Origin of the sequence: Polymorphospora sp. NPDC050346, from assembly GCF_040655695.1 — a bacterium.
Taxonomy (GTDB): Bacteria; Actinomycetota; Actinomycetes; order Mycobacteriales; family Micromonosporaceae; genus Polymorphospora; species Polymorphospora lycopeni.
The window spans coordinates 108,525-125,184 of sequence record NZ_JBFAKM010000003.1; the positions used below are offsets into that span (position 1 = coordinate 108,525).

At 70.2% G+C, this 16,660-nt stretch carries 13 protein-coding genes and 1 pseudogene; 9 read left to right on the forward strand and 5 right to left on the reverse strand.

Annotated features, from left to right (window positions below):
* Positions 1–23 precede the first annotated feature (23 nt).
* On the forward strand, positions 24–1,064 hold the full coding sequence (locus tag AB0I42_RS04850) for a methyltransferase (protein WP_357534246.1): 1,041 nt from the start codon (positions 24–26) through the stop codon (positions 1,062–1,064).
* A gap of 104 nt (positions 1,065–1,168) precedes the next feature.
* On the opposite strand, the gene AB0I42_RS04855 is transcribed toward AB0I42_RS04850, so the two are convergent.
* Positions 1,169–3,433 (reverse strand): cellulose binding domain-containing protein, encoded by a 2,265-nt coding sequence (locus AB0I42_RS04855; RefSeq protein WP_357534248.1) that lies wholly within the window; start codon positions 3,431–3,433, stop codon positions 1,169–1,171.
* Positions 3,434–3,718: 285 nt separating this feature from the next.
* Positions 3,719–4,564 carry a maleylpyruvate isomerase N-terminal domain-containing protein gene (locus AB0I42_RS04860; protein WP_357534250.1) on the reverse strand — a complete coding sequence of 282 codons (846 nt, stop codon included), beginning with the start codon at positions 4,562–4,564 and terminating at the stop codon, positions 3,719–3,721.
* A 114-nt stretch (positions 4,565–4,678) separates the two neighbouring features.
* Between AB0I42_RS04860 and AB0I42_RS04865 the strand changes: the two genes are divergently transcribed.
* The 5 genes from AB0I42_RS04865 (at position 4,679) to AB0I42_RS04885 (ending at position 10,698) form a co-directional block, all read left to right on the forward strand.
* Positions 4,679–5,143: a tetratricopeptide repeat protein gene (locus tag AB0I42_RS04865; protein WP_357534252.1), complete on the forward strand. Its 465-nt coding sequence runs from the start codon at positions 4,679–4,681 to the stop codon at positions 5,141–5,143.
* A 239-nt stretch (positions 5,144–5,382) separates the two neighbouring features.
* Positions 5,383–6,204, forward strand: a complete 822-nt coding sequence (locus tag AB0I42_RS04870; protein WP_357534253.1) for an ABC transporter ATP-binding protein — start codon at positions 5,383–5,385, stop codon at positions 6,202–6,204.
* Positions 6,201–8,738, forward strand: a complete 2,538-nt coding sequence (locus AB0I42_RS04875) for an FtsX-like permease family protein (protein ID WP_357534255.1) — start codon at positions 6,201–6,203, stop codon at positions 8,736–8,738. The genes AB0I42_RS04870 and AB0I42_RS04875 overlap by 4 nt, the downstream gene beginning before the upstream one ends.
* On the forward strand, positions 8,732–10,078 hold the full coding sequence (locus tag AB0I42_RS04880; protein WP_357534257.1) for a sensor domain-containing protein: 1,347 nt from the start codon (positions 8,732–8,734) through the stop codon (positions 10,076–10,078). Before AB0I42_RS04875 ends, AB0I42_RS04880 begins: the two co-directional genes overlap by 7 nt.
* On the forward strand, positions 10,063–10,698 hold the full coding sequence (locus AB0I42_RS04885) for a response regulator transcription factor (protein WP_357534258.1): 636 nt from the start codon (positions 10,063–10,065) through the stop codon (positions 10,696–10,698). Before AB0I42_RS04880 ends, AB0I42_RS04885 begins: the two co-directional genes overlap by 16 nt.
* Before the next feature lie 143 nt (positions 10,699–10,841).
* On the opposite strand, the gene AB0I42_RS04890 is transcribed toward AB0I42_RS04885, so the two are convergent.
* From AB0I42_RS04890 to AB0I42_RS04900, 3 genes and pseudogenes are all read right to left on the reverse strand, one after another.
* Entirely contained in the window at positions 10,842–11,096 is a 255-nt protein-coding gene (locus AB0I42_RS04890) for a hypothetical protein (protein WP_357534260.1), read from the reverse strand.
* A 601-nt stretch (positions 11,097–11,697) separates the two neighbouring features.
* Positions 11,698–12,408 (reverse strand): pectate lyase, encoded by a 711-nt coding sequence (locus AB0I42_RS04895; RefSeq protein ID WP_357534510.1) that lies wholly within the window; start codon positions 12,406–12,408, stop codon positions 11,698–11,700.
* Positions 12,385–12,881: pseudogene (locus AB0I42_RS04900) on the reverse strand (RICIN domain-containing protein); the annotation flags it as partial. The gene AB0I42_RS04895 and the pseudogene AB0I42_RS04900, both read right to left, overlap by 24 nt.
* 367 nt (positions 12,882–13,248) lie before the next feature.
* Between AB0I42_RS04900 and AB0I42_RS04905 the strand changes: the two are divergent.
* The 3 genes from AB0I42_RS04905 (at position 13,249) to AB0I42_RS04915 (ending at position 16,400) form a co-directional block, all read left to right on the forward strand.
* On the forward strand, positions 13,249–13,737 hold the full coding sequence (locus AB0I42_RS04905; protein WP_357534262.1) for a SigE family RNA polymerase sigma factor: 489 nt from the start codon (positions 13,249–13,251) through the stop codon (positions 13,735–13,737).
* On the forward strand, positions 13,734–14,804 hold the full coding sequence (locus AB0I42_RS04910) for a hypothetical protein (RefSeq protein WP_357534263.1): 1,071 nt from the start codon (positions 13,734–13,736) through the stop codon (positions 14,802–14,804). Before AB0I42_RS04905 ends, AB0I42_RS04910 begins: the two co-directional genes overlap by 4 nt.
* A gap of 228 nt (positions 14,805–15,032) precedes the next feature.
* Positions 15,033–16,400, forward strand: coding sequence for a pyridoxal-dependent decarboxylase (locus AB0I42_RS04915; RefSeq protein ID WP_357534265.1), 1,368 nt, complete (start codon positions 15,033–15,035; stop codon positions 16,398–16,400).
* The last annotated feature ends 260 nt before the right edge of the window (positions 16,401–16,660 follow it).

Here is a 16,660-nt window from a genome sequence, read left to right on the forward strand (position 1 = left end):
ACCCCGATGTCGAAAGGAACGGCATGACCACAGCAGCGATCTCACAGGACGACCCGATCTACGAACGCTTCCACCTCATCGTGAACGGTCCGGCCCTGTTCAACGCCGTCGTCACCGGGCTCGACCTGGGTGTCTTCGCCCTCCTGTCGGAGCACCCCGGCGCCGGCCCCGCCGAGATCCAGCAGGCCGCCCGGCTCCCGGCACACCAGACGCGGGTCCTGATGCACGCGCTGTGCGCGACCGGCCTGGTACGGCGTCGCGACGGCGGGTACCACAACACCCGCGCCGCCGAGGAACTGCTGACCTCCGACGGTCCGGCCAGCTGGCGGCACATCCTTGCCGGCTGGCAGCAGATCTACTACCCGGCGTACCCGCACCTGACCGAGGCGATGTCGGCCGGCACCAACACCGCGCTGGCCGCGCACCCCGGGACCGAGCCGACGCTCTACCAGCGCCTGGCGCACCAGCCGGAGCTCGAGGCGGTGCTGCACCGCTCGATGTCCGCGTTCACGCTGCAGACGATGCCGGCGTTGCTCGACAACCCGGAGATCGCCACCGTCCGGCACCTGCTGGACGTCGGCGGCGGCGATGGCACGACCGCGCGGGCGTTCGCCGAGCGTTTCCCGTCGGCCGAGGTGACCATCTTCGACATGCCGAGCGTCACCCGACTCGCCGGCGACACCCCCGACGGCGACCGGATCCGGCTGCACCCGGGAGACCTGTTCGCAGATCCGCTGCCGGCCGGAGCGGACGCCGTGCTGTTCAGCCACGTCCTGGAGGTCTTCTCCGGCGAGCAGATCCTCGCCCTGCTGCGGAAGGCGTACGAGGCGCTACCTGTCTCCGGGCGGCTGTTCATCTACGGCTTCCACGCCTCCGACGACGAGGACGGTGGCGTCTACTCGGCCCGGCTCTCGCTCTACCTCAACGTGCTCGCCACCGGCACCGGCATGACGTACCCGGTCGGCGACTACGAGCAATGGGCACGGCAGGCGGGTTTCGGCGACATCAGGTCGTACACCGGCCTGCCGTACGAGCACGGCCTCGTCGTGGCAACGAAGGAGTAGCCTGCGTGCCCGGCACACGACCCGCCCACCCCGCCCCGACCGCCGCGAAGCGTCGAGCCGGAACCGGGTGTGGCCCCGGGCCGGGCGGGCCCGGGGCCACGTCGTCAACGGAGGTAGACGTCGGGAGCCGGCGGGTTGGACATGCCGGCACCGATGAAGAAGCTCGGGTGCGGCGGCTGGTTGTAGGCGGTGTTCTGCCAGGCGATCGCCACCCGGTACTGCAGGTCGTGCATCAGGGTGTGGATCCGGCGGTCGGTGGGCGTCGGGGTGCTGTAGATCCGCAACGCCCGGCTGTCCGTGGTGCGCCAGACGACCTCTTCGCGCCAGTCGCCGAGGATGTCGCCGGACAGCGCCGGAGTGGCCTTGGTGCCGTTGTTCGACGCCACCCCGCTGCCGTTGAGCAGCCGGGTGTCGCCGCCGGTGCCGTACTTGTCGATCCGGGTGGCGTCGAGCAGTTCCCGGACCGGGTCGCCGTCCCACCAGATCAGGAAGTTCGTCGATGACGGCTTGCGGCCGACGTTCGCGCCGGTCACGCTGCGCAGCCCGTCCACCGCCGACGACCACGCCTCGGCACCCGGGCTGCCGGCGTAGATGTCGCCGGCCACACCACGCCCGTTGTCGCCGCCGGGTGCCGTCTGCCAGATCAACTGCCCGGTACGGGCGTCGGCGAGCCACGACGACGGGCTGGACGCGTTCTCGCTGACCTTGAAGTACTCCAGTCCCGGCCGGCCCGGGTCGAGGTCGCCGACGTGGCCGGCGTCGCCGTGCCCGAGGCGGTTGGTCCACAGACCGCGCCCGTCGTCGTCGACGACCATCGCGCCGTAGACGACCTCCTGCCGGCCGTCGCCGTCGACGTCGGCGACGGACAGCGAGTGGTTGCCCTGCCCGGCCCACGCCGATCCGTTGGTCGAGGCGTTGGAGTCGAACGTCCAGCGGCGGGTCAGCGCGCCGTTGCGGTAGTCCCAGGCGACCACGACCGAGCGGGTGTAGTAGCCCCGGGCCATGATCAGCGACGGGCGGGTGCCGTCGAGGTAGGCGGTGCCGGCCAGGAACCGGTCCACCCGGTTGCCGTACGAGTCGCCCCACGACGAGACGGTGCCCCGGGCCGGTACGTAGTCCGTGGTAGCCGCGATCGCGCCGGTCCGGCCGTCGAAGACGGTCAGGTACTCCGGGCCGGCGAGCACGTAGCCGGAGGAGTTGCGGTGGTCGGCCGACGCCGATCCGATCACCTGCCCGGTGCCGGAGCGGGTGCCGTCGGCGGTCTTCATCGCCACCTCGGCGCGGCCGTCGCCGTCGTAGTCGTAGACCTGGAACTGGGTGTAGTGCGCGCCGGCCCGGATGTTGCGGCCCAGGTCGATGCGCCACAACCGGGTCCCGGTCAGGGTGTACGCGTCGACGTAGACGTTGCCGGTGTAGCCGGACTGCGAGTTGTCCTTGGCGTTCGACGGGTCCCACTTGACCACGAACTCGTAGCGGCCGTCGCCGTCGAGGTCACCGACCGAGGCGTCGTTCGCGGAGTACGTGTACGACTCCCCCGACGGGGTGCTGCCACCCGCCGGAACCTGCAACGGCACGTCCAGGTAGCCGCTCGGGAACTGCAACGCGGCCGGGGACGCCGCCTGCTCGACCCCGTTGATCACGGCCCGGACGGTGTAGCCGGCGTTGGCGGCGGCGCCGGCGTCGAGGTAGTTGGTGGCGCCGGTGATCGGCGTCGCGTTCAGCCTGGTGCCGCCCCGGTAGACGTTGAAGGACACACCGGTGGTCTCGGTGCCCAGCAGGCGCCAGGAGACGAGGTTGCCGTTGCCGGACCGGACACTGACCAGGCCCCGGTCCAGGTTCTCGGCCTGCCGGGTTCCGGGCGCCGGTGGCGGGGTCGTGGGTGGCGGTGTCGTCGGTGGCGGGGTGGTCGGCGGCGGGGTGGTCGGGCCGGAGGTGGTGGCGGTCGGCGTGACCCCGCCGGTGCACGTGGTGCCATTGAGGACGAAGCCGGACGGCACCGGGTTGCTGGTGCCGTTCCAGGAGCCGTTGAAACCGAATCCGACGTTGCCGTTCGTGGCGATGATGGCGTTGTAGCCGACGTTGCGGGCGGTCACCTGGGCACCGCTCTGGTCGACCGTGGCGTTCCATGCCTGGGTGACCTGCTGGCCGGCTGCGTACGACCAGGTCAGGGTCCAACCGTCGATCGGGTCGCCGAGGTTGGTGACGGTGACGTTGGCGCCGAAGCCGCCCTGCCACTGGTTGGTTGTCTGGTAGTCGACGCGGCAGCCGGCGGCGGCCGCCGACGCGAGCACAGCGCCGAAGGTGCTGAGTGCCAGCGCGCCGAGCGTGGTGGTGGCGAGCAGGGTGATTCGATGTCTGGACAGGTGCATGGACGATCGCCTCCGGGGATCCGGATGCGTACCACCGGAACTCCGCGCCCGAGTCGCCACAGCCGCCTAAGCCGCCGACCTGCCCGGGACGGCGTCCGCCGGCCTGCCGGGCGCGGCGGTGGATGCGGTGCAGCGACGGAGGGGCCGCAGATCGGTTGGAAACGCCGTTGAAAGGACGGTTCCGGCTCTCCCGCATCGTAGGGCAACCGCTTTCCACAAACAACATCGAAGGCCGCCACTGGCACCGCAGCCGCCGTCGCGTGCCCCGGCCGGCGCGTCCCGCCGTCAGGACGGCATGCGCATCGTCGCCATGAAGGTCGGCAGCAACCACGGCCGCCGTCCACCGACGGACAGCTTCCCGGCGAGCACCGCCCGGACCCGGGAGACCCGCCCGAAGAGCATCAGGCCGAACGTGGCGGGGTCGTAGGAGACCCGTACGTCCGGTCGGGGGTCCGGCTCCTCCACGGTCACCAGCCCGTCGGTGAGGGCGAAGGTCACCGCGGGGCTGACCGTGGAACGGAAGGTGACCGAAAGTCGGCCGCGGCGTACCGGGCCGTCGTGGTCGACCAGCCGTCCGTAGCCGCAGCGGACCACCCCGACCAGGAACAGATCGAAGAACAGGGCGGCGTCGCGCGGATCGATCTCCCACCGCGCCCCGGTGGCCCGCGCGATGTCCCAGGCATGGATGTTCAGCTCGTTGAGCAGATGCGCGAGCAGCCCGGCCATCGGCAGGCGGGCACCACCCAGCCAGCTCACCTCAGGCAGCGGACCGACCTCGGACGTGGCCGCGAGCAGTTCGTCGACATCGGACCGCAACCGGGCGGCCAGCGTCGGCACGTCGCGTTCGGTGAAGTCGGCCAGGATCCGGCGGTTCATGTCGGCCACCGTGTCGACGGTGGTGGCCGTCAGCAGGTCGCCGAGCGGGCGCCCCGGCAGGTCCGGTGCCGCGTCCCGGACCAGCGCGACATCGATCGTGGCCACGCTGACCAGGTGGGCCAGCGTGTCCGCGACAGTCCAGTGCGCGGTCACCGCCCGGTCGGGCGGCACGCCGTCGACGAGAGCGAGCAGTCGTCGGAGCACGGCGGGTACGGAGTCACGTACCCGGTCCCATTGGTCGGCAGTCACCATCATGCCGTCCACGATGGCTGGTCGATGTGACGGTTCGCTACCCGAGATCGCCGATCTCCGCCGGGACGGACGTACGATCCATGCCATCGTCGCGACCTGAGTCGGCAGGAGCAGCTGATGATCAACGACGAAACGCTCACCCGCATCAACCAAGGCGTGCAGTTGCATCACCATCAAGGCCGGCGTGCGGCTGCCCGCGACTTGTTCGCCCAGATCTGGGACGAGATCGGTGGCGAGCAGGGCGATCCCTTGCATGTCTGCGTCCTCGCGCACTCGATGGCCGATGTGCAGGACGACGTCCACCAGGAGCTGGTCTGGGACGAGCGGGCGCTCGCGGCGGCTGACCTGCTCACCGATGCGCGGGTCGCGCAGGCCGGGGTGCCGATGTCGGTGGCTGGCTTGTATCCGTCGTTGCATCTCAACCTGGGTGAGTGCTACCGCAGGCTCGGCGATCTCGGCCGTGCCCGCGAGTGCCTCCAGCGTGCGCAGGCAGGGATCGGCGCGCTCGGCGATGACGACTACGGGCGGCTGATCAAGGGCGGCCTGGACCGGCTGGCGCAGCAGTTGGCGACCGCCGGGTAGCCGCGGTCGGAGTCGATCATCTTCTCGATGTGGTGGCGGAGATCTTCAGCCGCCGGAGACGGCAAAGCCGGCGGCCAGTGCCACCACCGTGACCAGCAGTACACACCTCGGCGAAACGCTCCTCGATCCGACGATCGCCGACGTCGGTGACGGGCCGGACCAGGCCCACGTCGCCGGCCCGCCCTTCACGCAAGGTCCCACGTGCGCCCGACGGTAATGCCTGGGTTACCGCGAAGTGTGTGGCTGGCGCCATCGATCTGCCCGGGGCGTTCGCGTGGGATGGACGTATGAGTCTTTCCTCGTCTCCCCCGCGGCCGGAAGCCCCGGCGAACGTGCCCGTCGTATACGCCGCCGAGTTGGTCAAGTCCTTCGGGCGTCAGAATGCCGCCGTGACGGCTCTGGATCGGGTTTCGGTCGCGTTCGAGGCTGGTCGGTTCACGTCGATCATGGGGCCGTCGGGGTCGGGCAAGTCGACGTTGCTGCATTGTCTAGCGGGTCTGGAGCGGCCGAGTTCGGGTTCGGTGGTCGTGGCCGGCGCGGACCTCGCGCGTCTGTCGGATACGCAGTTGACGATGCTGCGGCGCGACCGGCTGGGCTTCGTGTTCCAGGTGTTCAACCTGATCCCGACACTGACCGCCGAGGAGAACATCACCCTGAGCGAACGCATCGGCGGGCCCCGGATCGATCCGGAATGGATGTCTCACGTGGTGCGGGTGCTTGGTCTCACTGATCGTCTGCGGCATCGGCCCAGCGAGCTTTCGGGCGGACAGCAGCAGCGTGTCGCAATCGCACGGGCGTTGGCGCATCGTCCGGCGGTCGTGTTCGCCGACGAGCCGACCGGCAACCTGGACTCCCACACCGGCGGTGAGGTGCTGCACTTCCTGCGACTGGCTGTCGAGCGGTTCGGGCAGACGATCGTGATGGTGACGCACGATCCCGCCGCCGCGGCGCACTCGCACCGGGTCGTGTTCCTCAGGGACGGTCGCGTGGAGGGCGAGCTGCAGAACCCCTCGGCCGAGGCGATCCTGGCCCGGCTGACGCCGAGAGGGGCAGCGGCGTGATCGTCCTGGCGTGGCGGAGTCTGGTACGGCGGAAGCTCGCCATCCTGGCGGCCCTGTTCTCGGTCGTGGTGGGATCATCGCTGTTGACGGCGACTCTGCTGATCGCCAGCTCACAGGAGCAGCAGGGCGCCGCGAGCGTGACGAGCTGGCGGTTCGAGGCCGTCGACGCCGTGGTCAAGCCGCCGGCGAACGTCACCCTGAACAGCGGGCTCGTGCTCGATCTGCCGTCCATGCCACGGCTGACCGACGAGCAGATCGACGCCATCCGCAACGCGCCCGGTGTCACGGCGGTTGCTTTGGAGTCGCCGTTCCCGGCCTACATGATCGCTTCGGATGGCGCGGTGATCGGCGACGCCTTCACCCGTTCCTGGGGGCATCCATGGTCGACCGCGCTCGCCGACGCCGCCTCGCTCACCACCGGGCGGGAGCCGAGCCGGCCAGGTGACGTGGCGGTCGATGAGTCCGTCGCGACAGCCGCCGGCATCGACGTGGGTGACCCGGTACGGGTCGTGCTGGCCACCGGCACCGAGGAGTTCACGGTGACCGGCATCGTGCGTCGGCCGGGTGAGCAGTTCGAGCACGCCCTGTTCGTCGACGGCGGGACGGCCGTACGGTTCGGCGGCGCCCCGGTCGCGGCGCTGGTGTCGACCACGGACATCGATGCGCTGCGAAACGCCATCCCCGGCTTCCAGGTGTTCACCGGCGAGGCCCGCGCGGGGAGCCTTCAGCTCGACCTGCGCCAGGCCGAGCTCGCGGGCGGGTCCAGCCAGTTCCTCATGGTGATCGCATTCCTGGCGTTGGCGATCGCGGTGTTCGTCATCTCCAGCACCCTCACGGTTTCGATCGGGCAGCGACGACGTGAGTTGGCGATGCTGCGGATCGTCGGCACCAGACCACGGCTGATTCGCCGCCTCGTCACCTGGGAGGCCGCCATCATCGGCGCGTTCGGCGGTGTTGTCGGGGCAGGCGTCGGAATCGCGCTTGCCGAGCTGGCACGTCAGTTCTTCACCGCACAGGGACTGATGGCCCGGGGAGCCGTGGTGTCGCCGGAGCCGACAGCGCTGTTGGGCGGGGCTGCTGCCGCGGTGCTGGCGGCGCTGGTGGCGGCCTGGCTTCCCGCACGACGAGCGACGCGCATCGCACCGCTGGAGGCGTTGCGCGAGTCCGACAACCCCAGCGGCGCGACGGGGCGAGGCAGGGTCGTCTTCGGATGGGTGCTGCTGGTGACGGCTGTCGTCTGCGTGGCGGGAGCGTTCGCCCTGGGAGGTCCGGTCACGACCCTGGGCGGCGCGATCGCGCTCATGCTCATCGTGATGGCGTTCCCCCTGCTCATCGGCGCCTCGGTCGTGCTGGGGTCGACGCTGTTGCGGGGCGTCCTGGCGCCGCTGGGCGGACTGCTGCGTCGGTGGTTCGGTGGCTTCGTCGCGGAGCGGTCGATCCGCTCCGACCTGCGTCGCGCGGCCGGGGTTTCGGTTCCGCTGACCTTGCTGGTGGCGGTCAGCGCGGTGCTGCTGTTCCAGGACAGCGCGAACTACCAGGCGCGCTCCCAGGTCTATGCCGATCAGGTGACCGCCGATGTCGTGGTGACCGGAGGTGTCCAGCTCGGCGTGCCGTTCAGCGCGGTCGACGCGCTGGCGGACGTGCCGGGTGTCGCGGCGGCATCCGGCAGTATCTCGTCGCGCCTGATCTTCGACGATCCGCCGACGATGCGCTCGAACGGCACGGTGACCGGCGTGGACCCGGCCGGATTCGATCGGGTGCTCGACTACGAGGTCGTGGCCGGGACGTGGGCAGACTTCGACGAGGGCAGCATCGCCGTGTCACAGATCGTCGCCGACGAGAAGGGCTGGCGGATCGGCGACCAGGTGGCCTTCCGGTATCCGGATGGAACACCCGGTAGCACCCTACTCAGCACGATCTACCGTGACCCGATGGGCGTCAGCGACACGGTCCTGCCGCTGGACACGCTCACCCCGCACGTCCTGGAACCCTTCGCCTCCGCCATCTATGTCGCCCTCGATCCCGGCACCGGCCGCAGCGATGTCATGACCGCCATCAACGGTGCGCTGTCGGCCGCCGTCCCGGGGGCACAGGCCACCGACCGCGACGAGCATCTGGCGCAGGTGGCGGCGCAAGCCAGCGGCGACAACTGGATCGTCCTCATGGTCGTCGTCATCCTGGGCGGCTACGCGGGAGTCTCCGCGATCAATGTGCTGATCTCGTCCACCATGTCCCGCAAGCGCGAGTTCGCGCTGCTCCGGCTCGCCGGGGCACGCCGCCCGCAGATCGCCGGGTCGCTCCTGGTCGAGGCCGTCGTGGTCGCCACCACCGCGGCCATCGCCGGCACCGCCATCGCGGCCATCACGATGATCGGCTACGGATACCTGCTCACCGACACGATCTGGCTGCCTTTCGTCGGCCCGGCCTTCCTCGCGATCGTCGGGTGCGCCTACCTGGCCGCGTTTCTCGGGACTCTCGCGCCCGCGCGCACCGCGATGACGGCCGACCCACTCGAAGGGGTCCGGGCATGGTGATGCCCCGCGCCGCCTCCGACGGGCAGGCGAAGATGGACCGCGTGCGGATTCCGGTACCTCCGGTCGAGTCTTCGGGGCGCGCGGCGATCGCAACCCCCGGCGCGGCGTTGCGTCGTCATCCGATGCGTCTCCTGGTGACCTCTTGGCCGTGGCGGTCGCTCGCCTATCTCGCGACGACCCCCACTGTCTCGATGGTGTGGGCGATGACCTGCTGGCCCCTGCTGGCACTCGCGGGCCTGCCTCTCGGTCGCGTCGAACGCTGGCGCTTGCGGTGGGTGGATCGCAGACCGGTCCCGAATCCGCACGCCGCGGCCGCCTCGCCGGGTTTCGCCGCCTGGATGCGACTGCGGGCTCGTGAACGGGTCACGTGGACCGAACTGCTCCACGGCGTGGTCCTGGTACCGCTGTCCGTGCTGAGCTTCGCCCTGCTCACCGTCGTGCTTCTCGTTCCCGCCGCGACCATCGCTTCCAGCATCGCGTTGTTCGTCATCCTCGTCCTCGGTGTCGATCCCACCGCCGTCACCACCGTGTCGGACCTGCCGACCTCGACGGTCAACAAGAACCCGCTCGCTCAACTCGGCTTCGCCGCCCTCGGCGCACTCGTCCTGATGCTCGGCCTCTATCTGGTGACCCTTGCCGCCGAAGGCCAGCGACACCTCACTCGCCTGCTCATCAGCGAGCCGGACACCGAGCTCGCCGGGCAACTGGACGACATCACGCGGTCCCGTGCGCGGATCACCACCGCTTTCGACGACGAAAGGCGGCGGATCGAGCGTGATCTGCACGACGGCGCCCAACAGCGACTCACCGCCGTGATCATGACGCTCGGCTCTCTGCGGTATCAGCACGACCGCGGGGACGACATCACCCCGCTCATCGACCAGGCCCGTGCCGACGCGCAACAGGCCGTCGACGAACTCCGTGACATCGTGCATGGCATCTATCCCGCCGCGCTACGCGACCATGACCTCGCCGAAGCGCTCGACGAACTCGCCGTCCGCGCCGAAGCCGCCGGCCTGAGCACCTCCGTGCACATCGACCTGCCGGCCGGCCTGCCGGGCGATGTGGAGGTCGGCATCTATTTCGCGGCGAGCGAACTGTTCACCAACGTCGCGAAACACGCCCAGGCCAGTGCGGTCCTGCTCGCCGCACGTCACACACCGGACGGCACGCTGTACCTCACGGTCGAGGACGACGGCCGCGGCGGCGCACGCCCCGACGGCACGGGACTGCTCGGGGTCATCGACCGGCTCGAGACCCTTGGCGGCCGCGTCAAGATCACCAGCCCCGTCGGTGGCCCCACCCGCGTCACACTGGAGGTCCCATGCGCATCGTCATAGCCGAAGACGCCGCCCTGCTCAGGGAAGGACTGGCCCGACTCCTCGCCACGGCCGGCCACGAGGTGGTCGCCGCCGTCGGGGACGGCAGCGCACTCCTGGACGCGGTACGCACCCACCGTCCCGACCTCACCATCGTCGACGTACGCATGCCACCGACACACACGGACGAAGGCATCGAGGCCGCACGCACGCTACGAGCGACCAACCCGACCGAACGCATCCTCGTGCTCTCGCAGATCGTCTCCGGCCGGGCTGCCGCCGACCTGCTCACCACGGGCGAAGGCGGGATCGGATACCTCCTCAAGGACCGCGTCGGCGACGTGGACGAGTTCCTTCGCGCGCTCGACACCATCGCCTCGGGCGGCGAGGTCATCGACCCCCAGGTAGTCCGCAAGCTCCTCCGGCACCGATCCCACCTCGACAAGCTCACCCCGCGTGAAACCGACGTGCTCGCACTCATGGCCGAAGGCAAGACCAACACCGCGATCGCCGAAACGCTGGTCGTCACCGAGGCGGCGGTCGCCAAGCACATCAACCGCATCTTCGCCAAGCTCGACCTCGGCGCCGACGACACCACGCACAAACGTGTCCAAGCCGTCCTGACCTATCTCCGGCGGTAACTGATGCCGCCACGGAACCCGTGGCGGTTCACCGCCGAGCGCCTGGCCGCGTACCAGGCAGGACACCTGTCCGTACTGTCCATCGCCGGTCGTGACATTGGCCAGCCAATCCAGTGCGGGACTTCCGATAGAGCCGTCCGTTGTCAGCGCTGGTGCGCGGCCGGCGCCTGCTGCCCAAGGAATTCCAGGAAGAGCCGGCAGAGGGCCGAGACGGCCCGCCTGTGGTCGGCATCGTTGACGAGCCAGTCCTCGGTGGCATCTTCGCCAAAGGTCTCGACCAGCACCAGAGCCGAGAAGGAAAAGCTGCTGCCCGGATGCCGGGCGGACATCCACTCCTGGAACGCCGTCAACTCGCCCCGACCGCGCGCCAGAGCGAACCCCGTCAGCGCGGAGTACATTCGCTCGTACCTCGGCCGCCCGACGTACATGCCCAAGCGGTGGTCCATATGCCACAAGAACTCTTCCCAGCTCACTGCGAGATTGTCCCCGATGCCGCCTGTTTCGGTGTGATCTACGGCTGTCGGCGTTGTGTACCGGGATGGCGCCGATCTTGTCTGAGGTCGGCCCCCAGGACAAGCCGCGGCGGATCACCTGTGACGTAGGAGCAGAGGGCTGTCGACAGCAACAGGGCCGACCGCTCAAACGGGTGTCCCGCCGCGTTATACGCCCGTCGTCACCCGGCACGTCACCCAGCGACGCCGCCGGGGAAGACCCTCGTACACATTGCCGCGACATGGCGTAGCCCTTCATCCTCCTCGTAAATGCAGGCCGCGCAGATGAAGAGATCGCGATCGTCCGGCCCTGGGTGATGCTGCGGCGCGTGCCCGCACCCGGAACAGGGCTCACCGTCATCCGCGGGCTGCGCCCCTCCTCACGCCGTCTCCCGCTCGGCCGGGCCGCGCTGGCGACTCGGCGCTGGCCCGGACGCTGTTCGGCTGAACCGGCACCGCCACCGGTGGCTCCCGGCCGGATCGTCGACCGGAAGCCACCGGAACCCGGCTAGCGCTGGGTGATGTCGGACGAACTGTAGAGGCAGTGGGTGCCGTCGGCACCGGAGCCGATCTTCGTCGGCTCGCCGCCCTTCGGGACACCCCGGTACTTCTCGCAGATCGTGGTGCTGCCGTACACGGTGATCCGGGAGAAGCGCGCGGTGTCGCCCCAGTTGGTGTTGATGCCGGCCAGGACGCCCGTCGTCCGGGCGGTGACCCCGTCCATGACGACGTGCCGCTGGTAGGAGGTGGAGCAGTTGCCGCAGGCGCGGTAGAGCTTGCCGGAGCCGTGCACCTGGAAGTTGCGGATGGTGACGGTGCCGGCACCGTTGTGCTGGAAGACCTTGTCCGACGCGGACCGGGCGCCGCCACCGTCGACCAGGTACGTCGCCGACGCGCTCGAACTGCGGAAGGTGGCCGCGTCCTCGCCCACGTCGTTCCACCACACGTTGCGGATGGTGCAGGAGCCCTCGCAGTGGATGCCGTCGCCGGCCGGGGAGCCGAGGATGACGTTCTGGATGGTGCCACCGTTGGGTACGACGAACATCGGGTCCTGGTCCTCGCTCTGCCCGCCGTCGCCGATGCCGTAGTAGCGCTTCATGCCACCATCGAAGAAGCTGCCGAGGTTGCGCGTCGAGCTGACCCGCTCGCTGCCGGTCTCGGTCGGCCACGGGCCGCTGCCGTCGCCCCCACCGCTGCCACCGCCGGTGACCCTGACCAGCTGCCACTGCTGGTTGGCGCCGTTGAGGTCGTTCCACTGCGAGATGCGGGCACCGTCGGCGGTCGACCACTCCCAGGACTCCAGCGCCATTCCGCTGTGCCGGTTGATCAGCCGGACGTGTCCGCCGTCGGAGTCGGCGAGCCGGAACTGCTGGTTGGTGGCGTTGAAGTCGGCCCACTGCACGACCTCGGCGCCGCCGGCCGTGGACCATTCGAAGATGTCGAGCACCTTGCCGCTGTGCCGGGACTTCAGGCGGTAGTAGCCGGACCCGGAGTCGACGAACTGCCACTGCTGCCAGTTGCCGTCGTTGCGCGGCACTGGACGATCTGCCCGCCGTCGCTGGTGGACAGGTTGTAGACGTCGAGCGCCTTGCCGGAGTGCCGGTTGACCAGGACGTACCAGGCGTTGGTGTCGACGGTGGCCGCGTGTGCCGGACCCGGTGCGACGGCGACACCGAGTGCGGCGAGGGCCATGGTGACAAGGCCGACGACGGCCCTGCGCAGCCGTCGTCCCGAATCGGGGGGACGGGTTTCCAGGATCATGTCGCTGCTCCCATCTGGGACTCGCGCCATGGACGGCCGCCGGACGGAGGAGCCGGGGGACGGGGGCGGACGGCATGGCGGCAGGTTGGCGCGCCGTTCTCCGTGTTGCCCCACGTAGAAGAAAACGCTTTCCCGGCAGGCTATCCCCACCCATCAGAATCGGTCAATGGGTACATCGCAGGTGCAGGAAAGCGCCCTCCGGCGGCCGCCGCGGCACCCGGTCCGGGCGACGAGGTCCGCAGGCGCCTGCAACAGAAACGGCACCCTGCTTCGTGTTCATGATGAACAGGGAGGTCGAGTGACGTTCGAGGAATTCGTCGCGGCGCGGCTGCCGGCGCTGCTGCGGTACGCCACCGTGCTGGCCGGCGACCCGCACCAGGCCGAGGACGTCGTGCAGGACGTACTCGTGAAGGCACATTCCCGGTGGGCGCGGATCGACGCGCTGGACCTGCCCGAGTCGTACGTACGCAAGATGATCGTCAACGAACTGGTGTCGACCCGCCGACGGGTGACGGCCAGGCTACGCCGAGAACGGGTCCACCTGCCGGACCCGGTCGACGACCGCACCGAGACCGTCGTGCAGCGCGACGCACTCGTCCGGCTGATCCGGGCCCTGCCGACCAGGCAACGGATCGTGATCGCGTTGCGCTATCTCGAGGACATGGCCGACGCCGACATCGCGGCGCTCATGGACTGCAGCGTCGCCACGGTACGCAGTCAGGCATCACGCGCCCTCGCCAGCCTGCGGGGCACCGCCACGCTCCAGCCGTCGAAGGAACAGCGATGATCGATTCAGCAGCGATCCGTGAGGCGTTGACCGCCATCGCCGACGAGGCGCCCGGGCCGGAACGCATCCGCGCGAACCTCACCGGCCGCACCCGGCGGCACCGGCAGCGCCGCCTCGTGTTGCGGCTCGCCGGCACCGGTGTGGCCACGGCGGCGGTCGGCCTCGGCGGGCTGGGCACGGTGCGTCTCCTCGACCGACCCCGAACCGGCTTTCCTGAGATCTCGGACGGCCCGGGGGGCGGCTGGCTGGAGGTCCCGCTACGTCAACATCCGACCTGGCTGCCTCCCGGTCACGGACAGAGCCAACTGCGGGTCCTGGTGTCCGGCAAGGAGGCACCGGTCGTCGCGCGGCAGTGGGAGCGACCCGGCACAGCCGACGCCCGGACCCCGATCGTCGCGCTCACCGTCGGCTGGCACGAGTCCCTGGATGCCGACCGGCCCACCGGCCGTACGCAGGACGTCGACGTCGCCGGTGTCGCCGGCCAACTCGTCCGCGGCCCCGAGATTCCGGACGCCGCCCCGGACGTCCACGTCATCTGGCAGCCGCCCGGCGAGCCGCAACTGATCCTGACCGTACTCGGCGACGACACCGTCGAGCAGCGGGCCAACGTCGCGCTGCGCGTCGCCCGGTCGACGCGACCGGATCCGCGCCACATCCGGCTGGGACCACGTCCGGGCTGGCTGCCGATCGGCCTGGCCGGCCGGCCCTGGCAGCTCTTCGTGAACTACGAGGGAGCCGACTGGCGGCAGTTGGTCTCGGTCACCGGCGGCGACGGGCGGCAACTGATGGTGCTCTCCGGCCCCGGTGCACACGCCGGTCTGTTGAACCAGCAGGCGGCCCGGCCGGTACGGGTGCTCGGGTCGGACGGCTGGCACGTGCCCGACAACGGCCACCTGTTCTTCACCCTGCCGGACGGGGTCGCGGTGTTCGTCGGGCTGGACGCGCCGATCGCCGCCGAGCCGACGGGCGGGGACCCCGAGACGGTGCCGTTGGCCGAACTCGTCCGCATCGCCGAGGAGTTCGACTTCGGGCCGTGGCCGGACATGTCCTGGGTCGGCTCGCGGTAGCCGCGCCCGCCCGGCGTTCCGGGTCAGCCCCTGGACGTACGCCTGCGTCTCGGGTTTGTGGTGTAGCCGCACGCCCGACGCGGCGGGCACGGCAGCGCGGCGCACCTCCGCGGGAGACCGGTAGGCTCCGGTGGCCCGCGGTCGTTGGGCAAGACGGTGTACGTGCAGCGTTCCGGTCCCCGAACGACGGTGCCGAGTTCGGTGTGCGCCGGGGATTGGGGTGGATCGGTGGAGGATCTGGGGCGCCTGTTCCGGTTGGCCGCTGATCATGCCGCCGGCTACCGGGAATCGTTGCCGGATCGGCCGGTCGGAGCGTCGATCAACCAGGGGGCGTTGGCCGAGGCGTTCACCGGCCCGTTGCCCTCCGTGCCCTGCCCGCCGGAGCAGGTGCTGGCGGACCTGCTCGCCGCGGCCGAACCGGGCCTGGTGGCCAGTGCCGGCCCGCGGTACTTCGGTTTCGTGGTCGGCGGTGCCCTGCCGGCCGCGACCGCCGCCGACATCCTCGCAGCCGGTTGGGACCAGCTCGCGACCAATGCCGTCACGTCGCCGGCCGCGATCGCGGCCGAGGCCGCCGCCGGCGTCTGGTTGAAGGAACTGCTGGGGATCCCGGCGTCCGCGTCGGTCGGTTTCGTCACCGGCGCCCAGGCGGCCAACACCGCCGGGCTCGCTGCCGCCCGCCACCACCTACTGGCGGACGCGGGTTGGGACGTGGATCGGCGCGGGCTGCTCGGGGCGCCGCCGATACGGGTGATCGCCGGTGCGGAGCGGCACGCGACCATCGACCGGTCGCTGCGTCTACTCGGCCTCGGGACGGATCTGGTGGAACCGGTGCCGGCCGGGCCGAACGGCGCGATTGATCTTGGATTGCTGCGGGAGGTGCTGCAAGGCGGCCCCTCGGGTCCGACCATCGTGTGCCTGCAGGCCGGGAACGTGAACACCGGCGCCTGCGACCCACTCCGGGAGGCGTGCGAACTGGTCCGACGGCACGGCGGGTGGGTGCATGTGGACGGGGCCTTCGGGCTGTGGGCCGCGGCGAGCCCCGCCACCCGGCATCTGGTGGACGGGCTGGAACTGGCGGACTCGTGGGCCTGCGACGGCCACAAGTGGCTGAATATTCCGTACGACTCGGGGTTCGCGTTCTGCGCCCGGCCGGATGTGCATGCCGCGGCGATGTCCTTTGCCGCCTCGTACCTGGTCGGTTCCGGGGGTGTACCAGCCGGAGGGGATTTCACCGCCGAGTCGTCGCGCCGGGCCCGTGGGTTCGCCGTCTGGGCTGGACTACGGGAACTGGGCCGCGACGGGGTCACGGCACTGGTCGACCGCTGCTGTGCGCTGGCCCGCCGGTTCGCCGCCGGCCTGACCTCGGCCGGGTTCGAGGTGGCGAACGAGGTAGTCCTCAACCAGGTGCTCGTCGGCTTCGGCGACGACGCGCGCACCGACCGGGTGGTGGCGGCGGTCCAGGCGGACGGCACATGCTGGGCAGGCGGCACAACCTGGCGGGGGCGGCGTCTGATGCGGATCTCGGTATCGAACGCCACCACGACGGAGGAAGACGTGGACCGGTCCATCGCCGCGATCGTCCGCCTCGCCACATGACTCCGGGAGTCTCCCCCGCTTCCCGCAGGGTGGTGTTCACCTGCAAGCAGGGCTTGTCGCTGTTCACGCATCACCCACGCACGCCCACTCCCCCGCCATCGAGGTGTCGTTCGGTCATCGCGACGATCGATTGCCCAACCACCGCGAGCGCTCGGGGTTTGTGGGAGTTCGTGTCGGTGGGGCGATCAACTTCATCGCCGAAGGACAGCACGATCGGACACCCCAGGTCCGGTAGCGATCAATGAGGTCGCCTTGCGCTT

Excerpts from the sequence above, each read along its gene's own strand:
- AB0I42_RS04890 (WP_357534260.1), bottom strand. The coding sequence starts at position 11,096 with ATGTACTCCGCGCTGACGGGGTTCGCTCTGGCGCGCGGTCGGGGCGAG.
- AB0I42_RS04865 (WP_357534252.1), top strand. The coding sequence starts at position 4,679 with ATGATCAACGACGAAACGCTCACCCGCATCAACCAAGGCGTGCAGTTG.
- AB0I42_RS04910 (WP_357534263.1), top strand. The coding sequence starts at position 13,734 with ATGATCGATTCAGCAGCGATCCGTGAGGCGTTGACCGCCATCGCCGAC.
- AB0I42_RS04850 (WP_357534246.1), top strand. The coding sequence starts at position 24 with ATGACCACAGCAGCGATCTCACAGGACGACCCGATCTACGAACGCTTC.
- AB0I42_RS04855 (WP_357534248.1), bottom strand. The coding sequence starts at position 3,433 with ATGCACCTGTCCAGACATCGAATCACCCTGCTCGCCACCACCACGCTC.
- AB0I42_RS04880 (WP_357534257.1), top strand. The coding sequence starts at position 8,732 with ATGGTGATGCCCCGCGCCGCCTCCGACGGGCAGGCGAAGATGGACCGC.
- AB0I42_RS04885 (WP_357534258.1), top strand. The coding sequence starts at position 10,063 with ATGCGCATCGTCATAGCCGAAGACGCCGCCCTGCTCAGGGAAGGACTG.
- AB0I42_RS04860 (WP_357534250.1), bottom strand. The coding sequence starts at position 4,564 with ATGATGGTGACTGCCGACCAATGGGACCGGGTACGTGACTCCGTACCC.